The sequence below is a fragment of the Butyrivibrio sp. INlla16 genome (assembly GCF_900104155.1).
In the GTDB taxonomy this organism is placed as follows: domain Bacteria; phylum Bacillota; class Clostridia; order Lachnospirales; family Lachnospiraceae; genus Butyrivibrio.
In genome coordinates this window covers 24,329-45,391 of record NZ_FMYB01000007.1, presented here as the reverse complement: position 1 = coordinate 45,391, position 21,063 = coordinate 24,329, and the positions used below count along the sequence as shown (strand labels likewise).

Annotated in this window: 19 protein-coding genes; 16 read left to right on the top strand and 3 right to left on the bottom strand. The window is 40.2% G+C overall.

Annotated elements, in window-relative coordinates; genetic code table 11:
* Window positions 1–120: 120 nt before the first annotated feature.
* The 11 genes from BLR42_RS05110 (at window position 121) to BLR42_RS05060 (ending at window position 9,485) form a co-directional block, all read left to right on the top strand.
* Window positions 121–1,389: a leucine-rich repeat protein gene (locus tag BLR42_RS05110; RefSeq protein WP_091867154.1), complete on the top strand. Its 1,269-nt coding sequence runs from the start codon at window positions 121–123 to the stop codon at window positions 1,387–1,389.
* Between the two features lie 369 nt (window positions 1,390–1,758).
* A complete protein-coding gene (locus BLR42_RS05105; RefSeq protein WP_207648511.1) occupies window positions 1,759–2,931 on the top strand; it encodes a leucine-rich repeat protein in 1,173 nt (390 codons plus the stop codon).
* 54 nt (window positions 2,932–2,985) lie between these two features.
* Window positions 2,986–4,284 (top strand): leucine-rich repeat protein, encoded by a 1,299-nt coding sequence (locus BLR42_RS05100; protein ID WP_091867150.1) that lies wholly within the window; start codon window positions 2,986–2,988, stop codon window positions 4,282–4,284.
* A 103-nt stretch (window positions 4,285–4,387) separates the two neighbouring features.
* Entirely contained in the window at window positions 4,388–5,530 is a 1,143-nt protein-coding gene (locus tag BLR42_RS05095; RefSeq protein ID WP_091867148.1) for a leucine-rich repeat protein, read from the top strand.
* A 252-nt stretch (window positions 5,531–5,782) separates the two neighbouring features.
* A complete protein-coding gene (locus tag BLR42_RS05090; RefSeq protein WP_091867146.1) occupies window positions 5,783–5,971 on the top strand; it encodes a hypothetical protein in 189 nt (62 codons plus the stop codon).
* A gap of 53 nt (window positions 5,972–6,024) precedes the next feature.
* Entirely contained in the window at window positions 6,025–6,276 is a 252-nt protein-coding gene (locus BLR42_RS05085; RefSeq protein ID WP_022759812.1) for a GlsB/YeaQ/YmgE family stress response membrane protein, read from the top strand.
* 235 nt (window positions 6,277–6,511) lie between these two features.
* Window positions 6,512–7,441 carry a glycoside hydrolase family 43 protein gene (locus BLR42_RS05080; protein ID WP_091867290.1) on the top strand — a complete coding sequence of 310 codons (930 nt, stop codon included), beginning with the start codon at window positions 6,512–6,514 and terminating at the stop codon, window positions 7,439–7,441.
* A 122-nt stretch (window positions 7,442–7,563) separates the two neighbouring features.
* Window positions 7,564–8,061, top strand: coding sequence for a PP2C family protein-serine/threonine phosphatase (locus tag BLR42_RS05075; protein ID WP_170832638.1), 498 nt, complete (start codon window positions 7,564–7,566; stop codon window positions 8,059–8,061).
* Between the two features lie 108 nt (window positions 8,062–8,169).
* Window positions 8,170–8,499, top strand: a complete 330-nt coding sequence (locus BLR42_RS05070) for a hypothetical protein (protein ID WP_091867142.1) — start codon at window positions 8,170–8,172, stop codon at window positions 8,497–8,499.
* The gene (locus BLR42_RS05065; RefSeq protein ID WP_091867140.1) at window positions 8,465–9,022 is read left to right on the top strand and encodes an HAD family hydrolase; all 558 of its coding nucleotides are present in this window, start codon (window positions 8,465–8,467) and stop codon (window positions 9,020–9,022) included. The genes BLR42_RS05070 and BLR42_RS05065 overlap by 35 nt, the downstream gene beginning before the upstream one ends.
* Window positions 9,023–9,125: 103 nt before the next feature.
* Entirely contained in the window at window positions 9,126–9,485 is a 360-nt protein-coding gene (locus BLR42_RS05060; protein ID WP_091867138.1) for a hypothetical protein, read from the top strand.
* A 69-nt stretch (window positions 9,486–9,554) separates the two neighbouring features.
* Here the strand turns inward: BLR42_RS05060 and BLR42_RS05055 are convergent, their stop codons facing one another.
* A complete protein-coding gene (locus tag BLR42_RS05055; RefSeq protein ID WP_091867136.1) occupies window positions 9,555–10,190 on the bottom strand; it encodes an MBL fold metallo-hydrolase in 636 nt (211 codons plus the stop codon).
* A 66-nt stretch (window positions 10,191–10,256) separates the two neighbouring features.
* Window positions 10,257–11,123, bottom strand: coding sequence for a helix-turn-helix transcriptional regulator (locus BLR42_RS05050; protein WP_026497597.1), 867 nt, complete (start codon window positions 11,121–11,123; stop codon window positions 10,257–10,259).
* Between the two features lie 180 nt (window positions 11,124–11,303).
* Here BLR42_RS05050 and BLR42_RS05045 point away from each other — a divergent pair, with 180 nt between their 5' ends.
* Both BLR42_RS05045 and BLR42_RS05040 read left to right on the top strand, forming a co-directional pair.
* Window positions 11,304–13,721, top strand: coding sequence for a glycoside hydrolase family 3 N-terminal domain-containing protein (locus BLR42_RS05045; protein WP_091867134.1), 2,418 nt, complete (start codon window positions 11,304–11,306; stop codon window positions 13,719–13,721).
* 22 nt (window positions 13,722–13,743) lie between these two features.
* Window positions 13,744–15,102 carry an MATE family efflux transporter gene (locus BLR42_RS05040; protein ID WP_170832637.1) on the top strand — a complete coding sequence of 453 codons (1,359 nt, stop codon included), beginning with the start codon at window positions 13,744–13,746 and terminating at the stop codon, window positions 15,100–15,102.
* Window positions 15,103–15,136: 34 nt separating this feature from the next.
* On the opposite strand, the gene BLR42_RS05035 is transcribed toward BLR42_RS05040, so the two are convergent.
* Window positions 15,137–16,390: a helix-turn-helix domain-containing protein gene (locus BLR42_RS05035; protein WP_091867132.1), complete on the bottom strand. Its 1,254-nt coding sequence runs from the start codon at window positions 16,388–16,390 to the stop codon at window positions 15,137–15,139.
* A 287-nt stretch (window positions 16,391–16,677) separates the two neighbouring features.
* Between BLR42_RS05035 and BLR42_RS05030 the strand changes: the two genes are divergently transcribed.
* The 3 genes from BLR42_RS05030 to BLR42_RS05020 all read left to right on the top strand — a co-directional run bounded on the left by BLR42_RS05030 (window position 16,678) and on the right by BLR42_RS05020 (window position 21,031).
* Window positions 16,678–18,630 carry an ABC transporter substrate-binding protein gene (locus tag BLR42_RS05030; protein WP_091867129.1) on the top strand — a complete coding sequence of 651 codons (1,953 nt, stop codon included), beginning with the start codon at window positions 16,678–16,680 and terminating at the stop codon, window positions 18,628–18,630.
* A 140-nt stretch (window positions 18,631–18,770) separates the two neighbouring features.
* Window positions 18,771–19,775: an ABC transporter permease gene (locus BLR42_RS05025; RefSeq protein ID WP_026497592.1), complete on the top strand. Its 1,005-nt coding sequence runs from the start codon at window positions 18,771–18,773 to the stop codon at window positions 19,773–19,775.
* A 14-nt stretch (window positions 19,776–19,789) separates the two neighbouring features.
* Window positions 19,790–21,031, top strand: coding sequence for an ABC transporter permease (locus BLR42_RS05020; RefSeq protein ID WP_091867127.1), 1,242 nt, complete (start codon window positions 19,790–19,792; stop codon window positions 21,029–21,031).
* Window positions 21,032–21,063 lie beyond the last annotated feature (32 nt).

Here is a 21,063-nt window from a genome sequence, read left to right as displayed (position 1 = left end):
TTAAATAAAAAACTATATATAACCTTTTGCTTAAAAAACGATTAACACGCTCATCTGATGCTGGGCGTGTTTTATAATGGGAATAAGGTTGATACTAATGTTACTTAGGAGGTGGGTTTAATGAGAAAAATAAAGAAAGTTTTATCCATTCTGATATGTATGGCACTATGTTCATGCTTGTTGCCTATGGGATCAGCGAAAGCAGCTACAGATTTTAAAGCTGCGGTAACTCTTATTCTGTTTGATGATAATGGAAATATTATTTCTGAAGGGTCGTTTGGTGAAGCAAATGTTGTGTTAAAAAATAACAATAAGCCCTATGATACATATACTCCTGAGGATGGAATTGTAATACAAAATTGCACCGTGGCTGAAGGAGATGTATATAGTTTAGCAGGAGTAGTTGTTGACGAGGGATATGATACATTTGAGTGTAATATGTGGTTTATAAATTTTACTGCAGCAAGTTGGAACCAAAGTGATGTTATTCAGGCAGATATAACATTTAAGGTTCCCGAGGGATATAGTCCTGCAACAGTTAAAAGAATATATCAGCACAATTTAGATGAAGAAAGTATACAAAAGGTTAATTGTATAAGTTATACAGATACAACTGTCACAATATCAGCAGATTTGGGTGTACAAGGGCAAAATACTAATGCAGATCCTAAGGTATGGGGACTTAAGGACGAGTTACTTCTTGAGATGAAGAAGACTCAAGATATTAGTCAAAAGACAGCTGTTCTTTCAGCTGAAGAGTTCACCTACACAGGTAGTCCCATTACTCCTGAGGTTAAAATTGAAGGACTGACTAAGGATGTTGATTTCAAAGTTGAATATTCAAACAATATAGAGGTTGGTGAAGGCACGGTTACTATTACCGGAATAGGAGCTTATAAAGGTAAAATAACAAAAACATTTAAGATAAAAGCTAAGGAATACAGTAATTCAGAATATGTCGATGAAACGGGTGGAGCAAACTACATCCTTAATACAGATGCAAATGGTAATACAACCGCAATTTATACAGGACCAACAAATAAGAAATCGAAAAAGATTACAATTCCTTCAAGTATAACTCTTCCTGACGGAACAACAGCTAAAGTTACCCAAATAGATGCAAACGCATTTAAAGGTTCCAAAGCTAAACAGATTACAATACCAAGCACAGTAACTAAGATCAGTAGTAAAGCTTTTGCAGGATCTGAGGCAAAGAAGATTATAATTAAGACCGATAAGAAGGGAAATATATCAATTGGAAAAGGTGCTTTCAAGAATATGAAAGCCAAGAATGTACAGATTGTTATAAAAGGATGCAAAGGTAAAGCAAAAGATAAGCTAGTAAAGAAGATTAAGAAACAGGCACCTAAGGGTACGAAGGTTAAATAATCAATTATTGGAACAAGCAGGCATGTGCCTGCTTGTTCTTTTCTATAAGTGGAAACAGTCTTAGTGATTTAAAAATTGATTATTCTTAATTGACGGTAATTTAATAATAATATTTTTATAAAATGGTTTGGCACGTTTCGTGACAAGACTGAAGTCATTGACAATTTACCTTCTTGTATTGATTAGGCTATAGTAAATGTCAAAATAAAATTATGAATTCATCTGTGAAAAAAGCTATGGATTTTTGATAAAGAAAATAACTTAAATGTTGATTTAAATAGGGTGTTTAATTGAAAGAGAGGTGCGTTTATGAGGTTTATGAGAAGAGTAGGAAGCTTAATTTTATGCGCTGCGATGGTGGCTTGCTTAATGCCTGGGGTGGTTGCGCGTGCTGCGACTGAGGTTGAGGTAGTTGTCAGAGATAAGAACTCCGAAAAGACAAATGATAAAGCAAAACTTGTATTTAGTGAGGCAGATGCATTTGATACTTATAACGAGCTTGATACCATAGAATTCAGATTTTGGAAACTGTCTGAGGAAGATGGTATGTGGTATCAGGAAGCAAAGGAGCATGCGGATGAGGGATATGATTTGTTTGCGCTTGGGTGTAATTTAGAGACTTTTACATCTCAAAAATGGACTGAAAGATACATGACTGTCAGAATAACATTTCCGATTCCTGATGGCTATGATTCTGCTTCATTGACTCGCGTTTTTGATTACATTGAACCACCTGCTTATGAAAACGCAGACAGAGTGAAAGCAGTAAGCTCTACTAAAAATAGTTCAACGATAGACGTTGTATTAGCGGCAAGAGGCAATGCAGGATATTACCTTACTGGTGAGATTTTCTTCCAGATTAAAAAGACTGAAGATATCAGCGGAAAGAAAGCCACACTTTCGGCAACAGAATTTGATTACACAGGAAGTCCTATAACACCTGATGTTACTATAGAAGGTCTGGTAAAAGATCGTGATTACACTGTGACATATAAAAATAATATTGAACCCGGAACAGCTACAGTTACCATCACCGGTATTGGATCTTATAAAGGGACAATTGATCTGACCTTTACAATAAAACAAAAACAATATAAAGATGAGGAAGTGTCTGATCAGGAATCGGGTGCAGATTATGAGGTTAATACAGAAGCCGATGGAACTACCATTGCTACCTATAAAAAATCAACAGATAAGAAGGCTAAGAAAATAAGTATTCCTTCTGAAATCAAGCTTCCAAACGGAACAACTGCAAAGGTGACTAGAATTGGAGCTAAGGCATTCAAAGGTTCAAAGGCTGAGCAGATTACTATTCCGTCGACAGTAAAGAAGATTGATGCCAAAGCTTTTGCCGGATCATCAGCTAAAAAGATTATTCTTAAGACAGACAAAAAACCAAATGTTTCTATTGGGAAAGGCGCATTCAAGAACATGAAGGCTAAGAATATAACAATTCAGATTAAAGGATGTAAAGGGAAGGAAAAAGCTAAGTTAATTAAAAATGTACAAAAGCAATCATCAAAGGGAACAAAGGTAAAATAGGGTTCCTTAGATTTGCAAAGATAACTGGCGTGTTTTTATAGGAGGGATTATATTATGACAATGAAGAAACTATATAAAGCAATAATGCCAATGTTTATGGCATCCGTAATATTTTTGGGTGGAGTGTCGGCAGAAAAGATAATTGCTCATGCAGACGCGTCGCCGTCGCCATGGCAAGTTTTTATAATGAAAACGGGAGCGAGGGTTAAGATCAATTTCTATGATGACCCGGCAACAGCAAGCACATATGCAGCAGATCCCAATACAGCGTTTTATTTTCATCATACAAATGAAAATGACCTTAATAATATCGGGTATGATTCAGCGTCAGATAGTATTACATTAAACAATGTTACAATTAAGAACTATGACGATGGAACATATATTTATTCACAGATGCCTAACTTTACGAATATTAAAGGCTTAAAGGCAAAAGGAAAAAATGTATTTGATGAGGATGTATATGTAGCTTTTCCATGCCTGAATGGTTACACCAATACCTTTCTTATTGACTTGGATCCCGGTGCTTCTTTTACTTTTTATGCAAGTTGGTGGAATGGAGCAGAAGATGATCTATATGATAAATTAACAGTGGGAGATGGTGTTACAAAAAATAAAACAGAGACACCTGTTACAGGTGGAATACTTGCAAAATATACATTTGAACGCAAGGCAATTGATATCGCAACTCTAAAAGATAAAGCAACACTATCACCTCCAACTGCTGATTATACTGGTGCAGCCATTACTCCTGAGGTTAAAATTACAGGTCTTACAAAGGATGTGGATTTTACTGTTGCTTATACGAACAATATTGAACCAGGTACAGCAACTGTTACTATAACAGGAATAGGCGCATATACAGGATCATTTACACTTGAATATACTATTAACAAGAAAGAATATAAGCAGGAAGAAGTAAAGGACGAAAAAACAGGCGCAAGTTATGAAGTAACAACAAATGCTGACGGAACAACAGTTGCGACTTACAAGACGACTACAAATAAAAAGGCAAAGAAGATTAAAGTTCCTGAGACCGTAACACTTCCTGACGGGTCAACAGCAAAAGTTACACAAATTGGATCAAAAGCCTTTAAAGATTCCAATGCGACTCAGATTACTATTCCTAAATCTGTAAAGAAGATTAGTGCCAAGGCTTTTGAAGGATCATCAGCAAAGAAAATCATCATTAAGACTGATAAAAAGGCTAAAGTTTCAATTGGTAAAGGTGCATTTAAGAAGATGAAGGCTAAGAACACAACAATACAGATTAAAGGATGCAGTGGAAAGCCTAAGCAAAATCTTAAAAAGAACATCCAAAAACAGGCTTCGAGCGGAACAACAGTAAAATAAAACTTTTAATTTTTTCTGATAATATATTATATTCCTCAATTTTATAGCATGTTTTTGAAATTTAGCCTTAAAAATTCATGTTTAAAGAAAGGAAAATACTTATATGAAGTCAATTAAAAGAATAGAGTCTATTAGTCTTGCTATATTGATGATTGTTGCATGTGTATTTCTGATGCCAGCATTGACTGCTAAGGCAGCAACAACATTTACTATGGATGCAGAAGAACCTACAGGGACAAAATTCAAGGTTGATTTTTCGACAGATACTGCGATAACCTATCAACAAATTGAACAATGTACTTGCGGTTTCCAGCAACTTGTAATAGATGGGGACGATTTATCCCCACAAGAATGGCCTGAAATAAAGCAACGTATGCCGGAAGGATATGATGATTTGTATATGTATGCTCCCAATATATATCTTTATAACACTGATTTCACACCGGGCAGATGCAACGGTACACTCACAATACCAATTCCCTCATTAAATAAAAAAGAAGAAGCTTATGATGCAAGAATTATTTGTAATTTTGACATGGAAGAAGAGCATTACGAAGTTATTCAGCCTTCTTCAGTTACCGATAAAACAATAAGCTTTAATACTTTTTTATTAGGAAGAGAGTCTGGTGGTAATATACAATTTTCAGCTCATTTTTATATCGCATTCAAACCACACACCCACACCTGGGATGAGGGCACAGAGACAAAGAAAGCAACCTACACTGAGGATGGCGTAAAAACCTACAAATGCACAGTATGTGGTGAGACGAAGACCGAAGTTATACCTAAATTGCCGGTAACCAATGAAGCAGTACAGGATGCGCAGGCAGCTGCTGAATATACATTTACAATTGCAAATGATGGAACAGCTGAAGCAACATTCGTTAAGCCTACGAATAAAAAAGCAAAGAAGTATACTATTCCTGAGAATGTAACACTTCCGGATGGATCAACTGCAAAAGTAACACAGATTGGCTCTAAAGCATTTAAGGATTGTAGTGCGAAACAAATCACTATTCCTAAAACTGTAAAAAAGATTGCTGCTAAAGCTTTTGAAGGTTCATCAGCAAAGACGATTATTCTTAAGACTGATGCAAAGGGTAAAGTTTCAATTGGAAAAGGCGCTTTCAAGAAGCTTAAGACTAAGAAAACAACAGTCAAGATTACAGGATGCAAAGGGAATGCAAAGAAGAAACTCTCTAAGCAAGTAAAAAAACAGGCTTCAAGCGGAACTACAGTAAAATAATTTGTTACAACTAATGATAGTATCTATGTATCATATCTCTTCAGAGAGGCTGTTGCACTATTGTGTGTGGCAGCCTCTCTGAAATTTTATAAGCCAAACACCACTTTTTTTCATAAATCCCCATAAACGAAAAATAACAACAATAATGTCGCAATGATGGATATGTATTCTCCTCCAAACTACAAATAAAATAGTATCAACAAAGAAAAACTAAGTTTGTCATTCGTTTTATTAAAAAGGAGGCGAAATTTTATGACAATCACTTGGAAACAGAGTACATATTCATTTTTTCTTGCTGCAATTCAGTTGATCCTGGGCATTAGTTGGTGTGTGGCTGGAAAGAGCAGATGGCTGTACCTCATGGCATTCGGACTTGTGATAATTCAGGTTGTGAATGGAATATCCTGCAGGATCCGTGAGAAAAATGAAGAATCAAAGTAAAAGTGTGGTATTATTGTTTAGCATGTAAAAAGTATTTTGAGAGGAGAACCAAAATGGGATTATTAAGAGGACTTATACTTGGTGCAATAGAAGGTTGTATAGCAAGCAGCATCATGAATGAGAAATCAGGAATGGTGAAGAATATTGTTCTTGGTATCGTTGGTGGATGCGTTGGTGGTTTTGTGTTCGGTCTTGCAGGCTTATCAGCAAGCGGACTTATAGGAAACCTTATCATTTCAACAATCGGTGCATGTATCTGCATCTGGATTGGAAGAAAGCTTTCCAGTTCTGACAATAAAGATTGAACCTGAGAAAATCGCACTATCTGAGCAGCACATATTCATTAGTGAATAGAGCGCTGCTCTTTTTATTTGTATAATTCATATAAATCATTTGGAAAAAGAGGGAGCATAAGGAATTATGGATGCAGTATACAGGAAAACTGTATGTGTTGCTGTAATAATAGCGTCTGCTGTTTTTCTAAGCGCAATCATTTTCAGCAATCATATTGGGACAAAAGCAAGTAAGGAGAATGACGCAATGAGTGAAGAAGTTACTTTCAGGAAAAATCCTATTATAACGGATATTTATACAGCCGATCCGGCTCCGATGGTGTATGGGGATACTCTTTATCTCTACACGACACATGATGAGGATGAGCTGATAAATGATTTTTATACTATGAGGGATTGGAGATGCTTTTCCACCAAGGATATGGTGAACTGGGAGGACCATGGATGCATTTTCTCTCTGGAGGATATCTCCTGGGCGGACGACAGGGCATGGGCTCCGCAGGCGATTGAGAGAAACGGTAAATTCTATCTGTATTGTCCTGTTCATAAGAGAAACGGCAGTATGGCAATAGCTGTAGGAATTTCAGACAATCCGGCAGGCCCTTTCAAGGATTTGGGCCATCCGCTTGTTGATGAGGGAGATTGGAACGACATAGATCCTACGGTTTTCATCGATGATGACGGACAAGCCTACCTTTATTTTGGCAACCCTGAACTTAGATATGTTCTTCTTAATGAGGATATGATATCTTACGACAAGGAAGTTGGAGTTGTGAAGATACCCATGACAGAGGAAGCCTTTGCAAAGGGCAGTCATGATACCGGAACCTCCTATGGTGAGGGCCCCTGGTTTTATAAAAAAGACGGCCTCTATTACATGGTTTACGCTGCTTTCGGTGTGGGACAGCAAAATGAGCACCTGGCATATTCGACTTCGGATTCTCCGACAGGTCCCTGGAAATATGGCGGAGTTCTGATGACAGAAGAGGGCGGAGTGTTTACAAATCATCCCGGAATTGCTGACTTTAAGGGACATTCGTACCTGTTTTATCACACAGGAGAGCTACTGGGGGGAAGTCTTTTCCACAGAAGTGTATGCGTAGCGGAATTTAAGTATAACGAAGACGGTTCCATAGACACTATTTCAAAGTGTGATGGAATACCGGCCATAAAATGAGCAAATGATTGAAGGCTCCCAAGGGTATAGCGTTTATCTACCTTTGAGAGTCTTTTCATGTGGTGTGATAAATTTGTGATAGTAATATTGATACTATCAATATTACAATATCCAAGGTGATTTTGAAAAATACTGCGATTCTGGGAAAATCCGTATCTGAGATTTTGACCCTCACCAATGATGGACTTACTAAGGAAAATAACACCGGTATGTTTGTGACTATCTGGTTAGGTATTCTGGAGATATCAACCGGAATACTTACCTGCGGAAATGCCGGTAATGAGTATCCTGCGATTATGAGAAAGGGTGGCAGTTTTGAGATTTTCAAAGATAAACACGGCTTCGTTCTTGGCGGAATGGAAGGCGTGAAATACAAAGAGTACACTATTCAGATGAATCCGGGAGACAGGATTTTCCTTTATACAGACGGGGTGCCCGAAGCAACGAATAACGTGGAAGATATGTATGGTATCAAACGCATGATAGGTGCACTTAATAAAGAACAGGAAGCTCCTTTGGAAGAACTACTGAAAAATGTTCGCACGGATATTGGATCCTTTGTCAGGGATGCGGAGCAATTTGATGACCTCACAATGATGTGCCTCGAATACAGAGGATAGTTTTAATCATATATTTATGTGTAGTTTATCAGGTTTTTATTTCATTAATGCATAATGTAAAGTGTATATGAATACACAAATCTGAGTACTTATGAAGGGGAGATATTGATGGAAAACAAAAATGCAGAGGTTAACTATCTAAAAGTAGTAATTGTAATTGCGGTAATTTTTCTGATCGCAGCTTTCTGTATTATAAAGGGTAGTAACGGAGCGGTTAAGACGAATACTTCTTCCGGCAACGCCCTTGCATCCTGGACAGATACCGCACCTGCGAAGGAAGCACTTATAAATTATATGAGTGCAATCACTGATGAAAACAGTGCGGATTATATTCCTGTTGAGAGACGAATTGCCGTATTTGATCTGGATGGAACACTCTTTTCCGAGACAAATCCGATCTATTTTGATCACAGCCTTTCTTCTTCACAGAGTACTTGAAGATCCCGATTATAAGGATAAGGCATCCGATTTTGAAAAAGATGTTGCTGCACAGATTCTTCAGTGGATTCAGGACGGTGAATATCCTAAGACAATGGATATTGACCACGGAACAGCAATTTCAACTGCTTTTGCCGGAATGACTGTGGATGAATTCCAGGATTATGTTGAGGAATTCAGCAATCAGCCGGCTCCCGGATACGACGGTATGACAAGAGGAGAATCCTTCTATCAGCCGATGATGGAGGTTATTGATTTTCTTAATGAAAATGACTTTACAGTCTATGTTGTCAGTGGAACAGACAGATTCATAGTCAGGGGCGGAGTTAGAAATAACTTAAAGGTTCCAATGAATCAGATTATCGGTTCTGATGAAACTATCGAAGCCAGCGGACAGGGAGACGAGGATGGCCTTAAATACCAGTTTACAGCTGATGATAAGGTTATTACCGGCGGCGAGTTTGTGGTTAAGAATCTTAAGACGATGACTGCGCAGAGCAGGGATTTATTCCGGTTTCCATGAAAAATGACTGGACTACAATTTATAAAGAAGGCGTTAAAAAGAATCCTAATGTAGGTCTTGATATCTATGATCAGGAATACGAAGAAATGATGGATGATGCGGCATGAGTGATAGAAGAAATAACGAGAGAATTCAAATGTACAGTAGTGCCCTTGTTTATATTGAGGGCTATGACGCTGAAATAGAAGGTATTGTCACCAATCTCAGCGAAGAGAATATTGGTTTAAAATGCCGTATTTCCGATGAACTGAAAAAGAAGATTGAGGACAGTAAAATGATTACTTTCCAGTTTGTTGATACCTATCTGGAAGGTAAAAAGGCAAAGACGGATGTTGTACAGGCCTGTGCTCTTATACAGCGCATGGAATATTCAGATGGAGAATGTTTCATCGGTGGGGTGGTAAGAGACGAGAATTTTAAACGTTATGTTCTTCGAAGGAAGCTATCACCGTATTATAAATAAGTGATATAAAAAGCGTAGCAGTAGATGGTTTACTGCTACGCTTATTTTTATTTGGATTATATGGCTGTCTTATTGGATTTTTATTTCCACCTTGATATGTGAATCTACATTTGCCTTAAATACCTTCGCATCGGAAGGGCTGCCAACAATGTTTCCATAATGAGTGGGAATAGCCACTTCGGGTCTGATGATATTTACAAGCTCTGCTGCCTTCTGGGCATTCATGGTATACTTCCCTCCGATGGGAACAAGAGCGATATCACATCTGACCTGTTGTGCGTCCTTGGTGAGGCTGGTATCACCGGCCACATATATTCTTTTGTGATCAATTCTGAAAATGTAGCCTACATAGCCTGCTGCCTTCGGATGGAAGGGTTTAAGGTTGTTATAGGCGGGTACTGTCTCAAATTCAAGACCATCAAATTCTTTGTAAATTTTAGGCTTTACCCCAAGAACTTTTCCGTTCTCCAAAAGAAGAACTTCTGCTTTACTTGCGATTTTTTCCGGAGCAACAATACGAGTATCACTTTTAATGATTTTCTTTATATCATCCGGAGAGAAGTGATCATAGTGATCATGTGTGATGAAGATATAATCCGCATCATGCGGAGCGCCCTTTATCTCAAAAGGATCAACATAGATTACTCCTTTGTCGGAATTGATTCTAATGCTACTGTGAGTAAGCACTTCAATGTTTTCAACCATTTACAACATTTTCCCCTGAAAAGATTCGTGTAGAAACACTATATATAGTATACCAGAAAATTTGCTCTACAAACGAGAAAATGTTGTTTTATATTCATGCGGTGTAACTCCATATTTCTGCCTGAAGTATGTTATGAAAGCGCTGGTACTCGGGAATGCCAGAAGATCCGAGAGCGAAGATATGGATATGTCAGTAATCTCAAGTGCATGCGCTGCATATTCAAGCTTCTGATTTCTTATGAAAACAGAAGGCCTCTCAGATAATTCCTCCTCAAATATTTTTGAGATGTAGCCTTCACTTTTTCCTGTTATGGAAGAAAGGTCGGAAAGAGTGATTTTTTCATGGAGATGTCTTGAGATATACTCGCAGCATTTCTTCACATACAGACCGCAGCTTCTGTATTTGTAGGCGCTCACCTGATAGGTAAAATCGTAGAGCGCACAGTTTTGAAGATGATTGAGTTTTGAGATATCCGTCTCCATGAGGCTGTATTTAATATAGTTGTCGCTAAGGGAGTAGGCGATATGATCCGGGAGTCCGCCATCAAGTGCAGCTCTGGTATAGAGTGTTATTCCGCTGACAAACATACTGATTGCCTGGGAAAGAGGATTTTCCGAGACTTCTCCGATATCGTTGAAGGCTCCGGGACTGTAATGATTCTCGGAGGGATCAAAGCTCTCGATTAGAGCAAGAATCTTGGTGAGATTCCCTGTTGAGATATAGTACATGATTGTTTTTTCCGTGGCTCTCTTGTAGGAGATAGGATCTCCCTCGCCTTCAGTTTCGAAAAATACCTGCTCCTTGAAGCCCTTGAGGATGGTGTTTCTTATTTTTGAAACAGACTTGTCCGGTGTGAAACTCTTTACTTCCGGTGCGAGCTCGTCATCGAGAAGGAGACGGTATAGATCTTGGGAGGTGGTAGTCTTTTTCATAAGGATTCTCCTTAGGGGGAATTAATAATATATATCATATAAAATAAATCGATTTCATATACATCCATTCTACAAAAATGCTATTCTGAATTCAATGAGATAAAAACTTAAAGATTCTTTTTTAGGGTAAGGAAGCTTTAAGGGTTAGCAAAAACTACATTATTTATAGGAGAGATTACAATGGAAAAATACGAACAGGAACACTTGGAACTCGTAAGAAATACAGCCGCTGAGGGCACACTTTTTCTTAAAAAGGATGAGTCCTTCCCGCTTGCAGGTCCCTGCAAAATAGCGGCATTCGGAAACGGAATTCGTCACACAATTAAGGGCGGTACAGGTTCCGGTGAAGTTAACAGCAGATTTTCTGTTAACGTTGAAGAAGGTCTTAAGGATGCGGGTTTCACTATTACATCAGGTGAGTGGCTTGATGCTTTTGACGACGTTCTTGCACAGACACATGAGAAATTCCTTGCAAAGATCAGAAAGGATGCAGAAGCTGTAGGAGCAAATCCTGTTATGTTTGCGTTTGGTATGGTTCAGCCTGAACCCGAGCATGACCTTGAACTTACAGGTGATGGCGATGCTGCGATTTACGTTCTTTCAAGAAATTCAGGAGAAGGAAATGACAGAAAGCCTGAAAAGGGTGACGTTCTTCTTACGGATACAGAGGTAAGAGATATCCTCGCGCTCAACAAAAAGTTTGATAAATTCATGCTTGTTCTTAATGTAGGCGGCCCTGTTGATTTATCACCCGTTATGGAAGTAAGAAACATTCTTCTTCTTTCACAGCTTGGTGTTGTTACAGGTAATGTACTTGCGGATATCCTTCTTGGTAAGGCTAATCCTTCAGGAAAACTTGCTACAACCTGGGCTAAGTGGGAAGACTACAGCACTCTCGGAGATTTCGGTGACAATGATGATGTTCACTACAATGAGGGAATTTATGTAGGTTACAGATATTTTGATACTCAGAATGTAACTCCGCTGTTCCCGTTTGGATTCGGTAAGTCATACACAGAATTCACTGTTGAACCTGAAGCTGTTTCTAACAGTAAAGAGGAAATCACTGTTTCAGCTAAGGTTACAAACACCGGTAAGGTAGCAGGAAAAGAGGTTGTTCAGGTTTATGTATCATGTCCTTTCGGAAAACTGGATAAGCCTGCAAAGGACCTTGTTGCATTTGTAAAGACTTCAGAACTCGGAGCAGGACAGAGCGAGACAGTAAAAGCTACTTTCAAGCTTTCAGATATCGCATCCTATGATGAAGAGGGACAGGCTTACATCCTTGATAAGGGCAATTATGTGATCTATGTAGGTAACTGCTCAAGAGATGTTAAAAAGTCAGGAGCTGTTGTTCTTGCTGATACAGTTACAACCATGAAGACAAGAAACTGCCTCGGAACTCCCGGATTTAAGGATTTTGTTCCCGCATCCGCAAAGGAAGAGTCAGTAGAGGGTCTTACCACAATAGAGCTTTCTGCTTCCGATTTTGATACAGAGACAGTAACATATGATGTTGATTATCCTGTTGACGATATTATTGCAGGCCTTTCTGATGAAGAACTTGCTTATATCAACACCGGTGCTTTTGATCCCAAGAACTCAGGTCTTCAGGTTATCGGTAATGCATCCTTTGCTGTTGCAGGTGCCGCAGGTGAGACCACAACAAGATATAAGGATAAAGGCATTAAGAGCATGGTTATGGCTGATGGCCCTGCAGGTCTTCGTCTTACAAAGGAATATTTTGAGGACGAGACCGGTGTTCACGGTATCGGTTCAGCACTTGGCAGCATGATGGAGCTTATGAGCGATGAGGAGAAGGCAGCAATCGCAGAGCTTGCCAAGGCTAATGCGCCTAAGCCCGGAACAGAGATTAAAGAGCAGTATGCTACAGCAATTCCGATTGGAACTGCTATTGCACAGTCTTTCAACTATGATCTTGCTTATTCTTACGGTGATATTGTAGGAAAAGAGATGGAGAGATTCCATGTACAGCTCTGGCTTGCACCTGCTCTTAATATTCACAGAAGCATTCTCTGCGGAAGAAACTTTGAGTATTATTCAGAGGATCCGTTAGTAGCAGGACTTTTTGCAGCTGCTATAACAAACGGTGTTCAGAAGCATAAGGGATGCGGTACAACAATTAAGCACTATGCAGCAAACAATGCTGAGACAAACAGATACAATAACAACAGCCATGTTTCCGAGAGAGCAATGAGAGAGATTTATCTCCGCGGTTTCGGAATCTGTGTAAGAAAGTCACAGCCTAAAGCAGTTATGACATCTTATAACCTTCTTAATGGCCAGCACACCTCAGAGCACAGAGGACTTATCGAAGATATCCTTCGCTGTGAGTATGGCTTTAAGGGTATCGTAATGACTGACTGGGTTGTTGAGATGCTCACAGTATCAAGCAAAAATAAGCACAGAGGTGCTCTTGCAAATGAAGTTGTAAAGGCTGGCGGAGATCTGTTCATGCCCGGAACTCAGGGTGATTTCGATAGAATCCTTGCAGACATTAAGTCCGGTGCAATCTCAAGAAAACAGATTGAGCAGAATGCTACAAGAGTATACAGAATGGCAAATGAACTTTCATGAATTTGATTCATAAAAGGTGATTATGAAAAATCTATTTGCAGATAAAGAATTTTATAACAAACTGGTGAGGCTCACTCTTCCAATTGCATTTCAGAGTCTGATGCTTGCTGCGGTTGCAGCTGCGGATGCCGTAATGCTTGGAAGAATAGAGCAGAACCAGATGGCTGCGGTTTCGCTTGCTACGCAAGTGCAGTTTATTCAGAACATGGTTCTGAGTGCTGCTACAGCGGCGGGTTCGATTCTTGGAGCTCAGTACTATGGTAAACAGGATACCGATACCATAAATAAAATTTTTGCGATGATGATGCGCTGTGTCGGCATTGTTTCCATAATATTTGCAGGTGCATGTCTTCTTGTTCCGGAACTTCTTATGATGATATTTGCTCATGATCCGGAACTTATAAGAATTGGCGCGTCTTACCTTAGAATTGCAGGCTGGTCATATCTTCTTACAGGAATATCCGAATGTTATCTTACGATTATGAAGATAACGGATCATGTAAAGAGAGGAGCCCTGATCAGTTCCGGTACGGTTGTTATAAACATTATTCTGAATAGTATTTTTATCTTTGGCTTATTCGGAATCCCTGCTATGGGAGCAAACGGAGCAGCACTTGCAACGCTGCTTTCCAGAATCATCGAAGTTATATGGGCAGTTAGCTCAAGTTACCAGAAAGGATTTCTTCGTCCGCGGTTCAGTTATCTTTTGAAAAGCTTTCCGGGACTTAGAACCGATTTTATTAAAGTGTCGCTTCCATTACTCGGCGGTGGTCTTTTCTGGGGAGTAGGATTTACTTCTTACACCGCGATTATGGGCCACCTTGGAAGCGATGCGGCAGCTGCCAATTCTGTTGCAGCGGTGGTGCGTGATCTGTTCTGCTGTATGTGTAACGGTATCAGCAGTGCCGGCGGCATCATGGTTGGTAACGAACTTGGTGCAGGAAAACTTCAAAAAGGAAAGCAGTATGGAATACGCCTTGCAAAGATTTCTTACGTTATCGGATTTCTTTGCACAGCACTGGTACTTGCCGTAACAGTACCGGTGGTGAATTTTATGAAGCTTACGGATATTGCACGAAGCCATCTGATGGGGATGATGGTTGTCATGGCGATTTATATGATAGGGAGATGCGTAAACACAATTATCATCAACGGCATTTTCGGAGCAGGTGGAGATACACTTTTCGATGTCTACAGCCTTGCTGTTTGTATGTGGTGTCTTGCTATTCCGACAGCACTCCTCGGCGCTTTTGTATTCCACTGGCCGGTAGTGGCAGTATATGCCTGCACCTGTCTGGATGAAGTCGGGAAGATACCGTGGGTGATGTACCATTTTCAGAAGTATAAGTGGGTGAAGGACCTTACGAGGGAAGTTGTATAAAAAAGAACCGCGCGAAGCGGTTCTTTTTTGTGTCTTATTGTGAACTCATAACGAGCTCATCCTGTTTTTCTCTGTATTCTTTAGGCGTCATGCCTTCTTTTTTCTTAAACAGGTTATTGAAGTAACTCTGGGAGCAGAAGTTCAGCATATTACTGATCTCCGAATAACTAAGATCCGTATTTCTAAGAAGGCGCTTAGCTTCATTGATCCTGATATTCTGCATAAAGTCAGATATTGAAGTTCCTGTCTCTTTATTGAAGAGAGCAGATAAGTATTTTGCTGAAATATGAAGTTCGGATGCAAGATCATCAAGAGTAATCTTATCAGGAAGCTTCTCAATGATGCGTTTAATGCACTTGTTGGTCATAGGAGAGTAGTTCTCGCTTGTATGTGCGTTAACCTCATGCGAACTCTTGGCAAACTCAAGTGTTCCGTTTCTAAGTACCGATACGATTTTTTCATAGCTCTTGCAGACCTTAAGCTCCTGCACAAACTTCTCGAACCTTGCCTGGCAGACCTTCTTGTCGGTCCCGCTCTCTATAGAGGCGATTTTTGCAATAGTTAACAGCTCAATTGAGCGGATGCCGCAGTCTCTGTATGAAGCCTTGTCAGGGAACAGAACATCCATGATTTTTTCATCATCAAAAAGAGAGAAGAGCTTGTAAACACTTCCGTTTACAACAAAAACATTGAATAATTCCTCGATTCTGCTGATCTCTTCATAGGCACGGGCATCCTCTGCAGATAACTCCGCGTCGAATGCTGCGATATCCGAAGACTGGGATTTCTTTTTTGCTGTATTAAGAAACTTCTCGGAATGAGCACTGAAATCCGGAGGCGTTTCTTCAAGAACTTCATTAAAGAAGTTCGTTATATGTAAAAGGAATTCTTCTTTGTTAATAACCGGAAGAGCATTGGAAAGAATTCTCTTTTGCTCAACGAACAGATTCTCGCCGAAAGTAAGATTAGGCCAGACGTTTCCGCTTGGCTTAACAGTCATGACGGGACCTATGACAACTGTATAGAACTGATGCTTTCCACCGTCGGAATTAAAGGAATAGTACATCTCATAAGGATTATCCAGATCGAGGTAGGATCCCTCTATAGAATGAGATATACGGAAATTCCTTGCCTTCTGCAACATTTCCTCCATGATATTAAGGATAGCGGAAGTGGTGAAGTTGGTAAAAACAAGGCTGTTATTCTGGTCGAAAACCCATACAGGAATTCGCGTTTTCTTGTAATACTCTTCAAATCGCCATGCAATGACTTTAAGATTAGTTTGCATATCATTTTCCTTACAATTATCAAATATTGCCTACACGAAAATTTTACATTAAATTCATAGAAAGTTCAAACTTATTATGCAAAAAGACAACTGAAAACATGCGGATTTGGCAATAAAGGACAATCAAAATAGAAAAAAGAGAGTAAAAGTGTACAAATTGTATAAATGCGGAAATTTTTATATACATGTGGATATTTTTATATATAAAGCAATTTTTGATAAGTAAAATATTAATATGTTGTGGGTTATAAAACCCGAAAAAACACTTTTAGAAAGGGAGGTAAGTTATGAAGAAGAACTTACAGAAGGTTATGTCACTTCTGTGCGTATCAGCTATGTCACTTTCGATGATAGCTGGATGCGGCGGCGGTAACAACGGTGGCACAACTACAACTGAGACTCCTGCAGCTACAGAGGAAACTTCTGTTGAAGAGACCACAGCAGCTGAGGAGACCACAGAGGAGACCGCAGAAGAGACAACCGAAGAGACAGCTGAGGAAGAGACTACAGAGGAAGCTACTGAAGATACAGCAGCAGCTGACGGCGAGTCAACACCCAGAAACGAGACTCTGTATGAGGCTGGTCAGCAGTGGGGAACAATCAATGACTGGAACCCGATGTCAGCTAACTCAAACAATGGTCTTGCACTTTCAGCTAATGAGTCAGCACGTGAACTTGTTTATGAGACATTGTTCATGTTCAACGCTCTTGATGGCAAGCTCTATCCTCTTCTTGGATCAGAGTACAGCTGGAACGATGATCAGACAGAGCTTACTGTAACTCTTAACAGCGATGCTAAGTGGAGTGATGGCTCAGCTTTCACAGCTGAAGACGTAGCTTATACTTACGACACACATGTTAAGTATCAATCTTCACAGGGTGCTGATTTCTCAACCTATGTTGATTCTGTAGAAGCAGTTGATGATTCAACAGTTCTCATTAAGGCTAAGGTTGAAAACGGCGTTGCTGTTAACCCTCTTAAGGTTACTTCAATCCTCAACACAATGTACATGATGCAGAAGGCTTATCTGCAGACTGTAGAGGAGAGAAACGGTGAGGATGCTGACAAGGTTAAGCAGGATACTATGGAAGATCTTGTTCACACAGGCCCTTATGCTCCTTACATTTCTAACGACCAGAAGGCAGTTCTTCAGAGAGATGACAACTATTGGGGACAGGCAAGTTCCATGTGGGGTAAGCTTCCCGTTCCGAAGTACATCGCTCACACAATCTATAAGGACAATGCAGCAGGTCAGGTTGCTCTTTCTCAGGGCGAAGTTGATGTCTGCCAGCAGTTCATTACAGATGTACAGAACCTGTGGCTCGAAGATGATCTTCCGATTTCCACATGGCTCGATGATGCACCTTACGGCGCATGCGAAGTAATGCCTTCAATGTTCTTCAACACAGAGAGAGAAGGACTTGATCAGAAGGAAGTTCGTCGTGCAATCGCTATGGCAGTTGATTATGAGCAGATCATTGCATCCGCTATGTCAGGCCAGTCACCTACATTTGCTGAGTATCCGAGATCAGTTGTTGGACCTACAGACGGCGAGAGAAAGTATGTAGACTTCGACGCTATCGCAGATCTTCAGTGGGATAACGCAGACGTTGACGGCGCTAACAAGCTCCTTGACGATGCAGGAATCGTTGATAGTGACGGCGATGGAATCCGTGAGTACAACGGCAAGAACCTTTCCTTCAAGGCTGAGTGTCCTACAGGATGGTCAGACTGGAACGCTTCTATGGAAATCGTAGCAGCAGCCGGCGAGAAGATTGGTATTGATATCCAGACATACTTCCCTGAGGCTTCTTCCTTCTACGATGACATGACAACATGTAACTTCGATATCTGCATGTGGTCAACACCCGGCGCAGGCGTTATGAACCCTTACTCAAAGGGAATGTTCTACTTCTCAGAAGAGTATGCAAAGCTTGCATCTAACTGGAGTGGTAACTTCGGTCACTACATGAACGATGATGCTGAGAAGATCCTTGAGGCTCTTCCTTCAGAGACAGATGAAGCTAAGCTTAAAGAGTACTACACAGAGCTTTCAAGAATCCTTCTTGATGAGTGCCCTGCAGTTGCTCTTATGTATCGTCCTACATTGTTCTACGCTGTAAACGAGTCTGTATGGACAAACTATCCTGCAGCTGATGACGGAAGAAATATTCCTCCGACAGACTGCACAGACGGTTATGGTATTGCAGCACTTTACGAGCTCGAGCTTGTTGAGTAATTTGTAACAAAATAGTTTTAGTTAAGTAAATTGGGGGCTGCCGTGGGGCATGATCGCCAACGCGGCGACAAAACCACGCGGCAGTCCCTTAAATTACGCAAAAATTCGGCGTATGTTAGAAGAAGGGAGGTATTTCTAAATTGAAAGGCTATAAAAAATACTATGGTCAGAAATTATTCTGGTATTTTCTGACACTCATTTTCGCCGTAATCCTCAACTTTATTCTGCCGCGCCTGATGCCCGGAAATCCTGTTTCCGCTATAGCATCAAAGGCAGTCAGCGGTATGACGGATTCAACGGCTATTCAGAAGGTCTTAAATGACTATGCTACAAAATTCGGTATCAATGAGCCGATGTACAAACAGTTCTTTATGTGGCTTGGAAATGCATTAAAGGGTGACTTTGGTGTTTCCTTCAGCCAGTATCCGAGACCTGTTTCCGACATTATTGCCAATGCGGTATGGTGGACAGTATGCCTGCAGCTTCCTGCAATTATAGTTGGATGGATTCTCGGTAATATCTTAGGTGCGATTGCCGCTTATATTAAAGGTGCTTTTGATAAGGTAATCCTTCCCATTTTCCTCTTTATTGGAAATATCCCGGCATTTGGTATGGCAACAGTTCTTCTTTATCTGTTTGCAATCAGACTTAAAATAGCTCCTTCATCAGGTGGATATGGTTATGATCTTATACCTAATATGAGCTGGACTTTCATGAAATCGATTATCGCGCATTACCAGCTTCCTTTCTGGTCAATCGTTCTTATTACGATCGGCGGTCAGGCAATCGGTATGCGATCAATGTCAATATATGAGTTGAATGCAGATTATGTAAAATACTCAAGATTCCTTGGTATCAAGGATAGCAAGATCGTAGGATATGTGTTCAGAAATGCTATGCTTCCTCAGATCACAGGTCTTGCACTTTCACTCGGAACTATGATGGGTGGTGCCCTCGTTGCAGAGATGGTTTTCTCTTATCCCGGACTTGGAATGACACTTCTTTCAGCTGTAAACGGTCAGGATTATCCACTTCTTTCAGCTTGTACACTCATCATTACAATCATGGTACTTATCGCCAACCTTGCGGTCGAACTCCTTTATGGTGTTATTGATCCTCGAGTTAAGGCTAATCAGCAGGATTAAGGAGGGAATGAAAAATGAAAAATACAATAAAACAAGTTTTCCATTCCGGAAAATTCCTGTTTGGATTTGTAATCTTTATGTTTATACTGCTTACAGTCCTCATCTATCCTTTATTTGTAACGGCTGACCCGCTGCAGATGATAGGACAGGGTAACTTCTTCAAACCCGGTACATATGTATCTGTGGAGGAGTCAACACTTGAAAAATCTTATACCTTACAGATTCCCAAGCAGTTTTCAAAGCTTGAGATGGTACTCGATGTAGAAACAAGAGCAAAAATTCAGGATTTCCTTCTTAAGCAGGGCGTTGCAGAAGCTGATATAGATGTAACTGATGCTGAGGGTCTTGTAGCACTCTGGAAAGCAAATTATGATCCCAATACTAAGTATAAGGGATACACAACTGCCAAGAGAAAAGCGCTCAAGAGACTTGATTCTCAGATTACAGCTGCTATGAAGGATTCCGGTGTTATCGTTGCAGAAAAGGACGAAGAGGGTAATCTTCAGCAGAGCAAGGTCATCAAGGATACAGATTATGTAAACATCAAGGATGTATCTAAGAAGACTTTCCTCCTTGGAACAGATAACTTTGGACGTGATGTCCTTACAGAGCTTGTAGCAGCTACAAAATCTTCCTTGAAGATTGGTCTTCTTGCAGGACTTATCGCAACAGCTATTGGTCTTTTACTTGGACTTCTTGCAGGTTACATGGGCGGACTTGCTGATAATATCATCATTTTCATCACAAACCTGTTTACAGTTATTCCTTCCTTCGTAATCCTTATCCTCATTTCTTATTCAGTAGGAGATAAGGCAAGAGGTATTGCAATGGTAGGTATCATTATCGGTCTGACATCATGGCCCTGGACGACACGTTCAGTTCGTTCACAGGTTATATCACTCAGAAACCGAGATCACGTTAATTTGTCAAAACTGTCAGGACACAGCATGTTCAGGATCATCTTCACAGATATCCTTCCTTACATCGCATCCTACGTTGTTATGGCTATGATCCTGCAGATTTCTTCAGGAATCCTTGCAGAAGCACAGCTGTCAATGATCGGACTTGGTCCTGCAACAACAAAGACAGCAACTCTGGGACTTATGATGCAGTGGGCAATGCAGTACTCTGCACACCTCAATGGTTCTTGGTGGGCATACTTCCCGGTAGTAATACTCATCGCACTTATTTCGTTCTCACTGAACCTTATGAATACAGGAATGGATCAGGTATTCAACCCGCAGCTGCGTGACTGATCGTAATCCGGAACAAAAGGTAACTGTGAATC

What these genes read in the sequence shown, in the direction of transcription:
- BLR42_RS05105 (WP_207648511.1), top strand. Translation starts at nt 1,759, where the DNA reads ATGCCTGGGGTGGTTGCGCGTGCTGCGACTGAGGTTGAGGTAGTTGTC.
- BLR42_RS05035 (WP_091867132.1), bottom strand. Translation starts at nt 16,390, where the DNA reads ATGCAAACTAATCTTAAAGTCATTGCATGGCGATTTGAAGAGTATTAC.
- BLR42_RS05090 (WP_091867146.1), top strand. Translation starts at nt 5,783, where the DNA reads ATGACAATCACTTGGAAACAGAGTACATATTCATTTTTTCTTGCTGCA.
- BLR42_RS05050 (WP_026497597.1), bottom strand. Translation starts at nt 11,123, where the DNA reads ATGAAAAAGACTACCACCTCCCAAGATCTATACCGTCTCCTTCTCGAT.
- BLR42_RS05030 (WP_091867129.1), top strand. Translation starts at nt 16,678, where the DNA reads ATGAAGAAGAACTTACAGAAGGTTATGTCACTTCTGTGCGTATCAGCT.
- BLR42_RS05110 (WP_091867154.1), top strand. Translation starts at nt 121, where the DNA reads ATGAGAAAAATAAAGAAAGTTTTATCCATTCTGATATGTATGGCACTA.
- BLR42_RS05070 (WP_091867142.1), top strand. Translation starts at nt 8,170, where the DNA reads ATGGAAAACAAAAATGCAGAGGTTAACTATCTAAAAGTAGTAATTGTA.
- BLR42_RS05085 (WP_022759812.1), top strand. Translation starts at nt 6,025, where the DNA reads ATGGGATTATTAAGAGGACTTATACTTGGTGCAATAGAAGGTTGTATA.
- BLR42_RS05055 (WP_091867136.1), bottom strand. Translation starts at nt 10,190, where the DNA reads ATGGTTGAAAACATTGAAGTGCTTACTCACAGTAGCATTAGAATCAAT.
- BLR42_RS05095 (WP_091867148.1), top strand. Translation starts at nt 4,388, where the DNA reads ATGAAGTCAATTAAAAGAATAGAGTCTATTAGTCTTGCTATATTGATG.
- BLR42_RS05100 (WP_091867150.1), top strand. Translation starts at nt 2,986, where the DNA reads ATGACAATGAAGAAACTATATAAAGCAATAATGCCAATGTTTATGGCA.
- BLR42_RS05045 (WP_091867134.1), top strand. Translation starts at nt 11,304, where the DNA reads ATGGAAAAATACGAACAGGAACACTTGGAACTCGTAAGAAATACAGCC.
- BLR42_RS05040 (WP_170832637.1), top strand. Translation starts at nt 13,744, where the DNA reads ATGAAAAATCTATTTGCAGATAAAGAATTTTATAACAAACTGGTGAGG.
- BLR42_RS05080 (WP_091867290.1), top strand. Translation starts at nt 6,512, where the DNA reads ATGAGTGAAGAAGTTACTTTCAGGAAAAATCCTATTATAACGGATATT.
- BLR42_RS05060 (WP_091867138.1), top strand. Translation starts at nt 9,126, where the DNA reads ATGAGTGATAGAAGAAATAACGAGAGAATTCAAATGTACAGTAGTGCC.
- BLR42_RS05020 (WP_091867127.1), top strand. Translation starts at nt 19,790, where the DNA reads ATGAAAAATACAATAAAACAAGTTTTCCATTCCGGAAAATTCCTGTTT.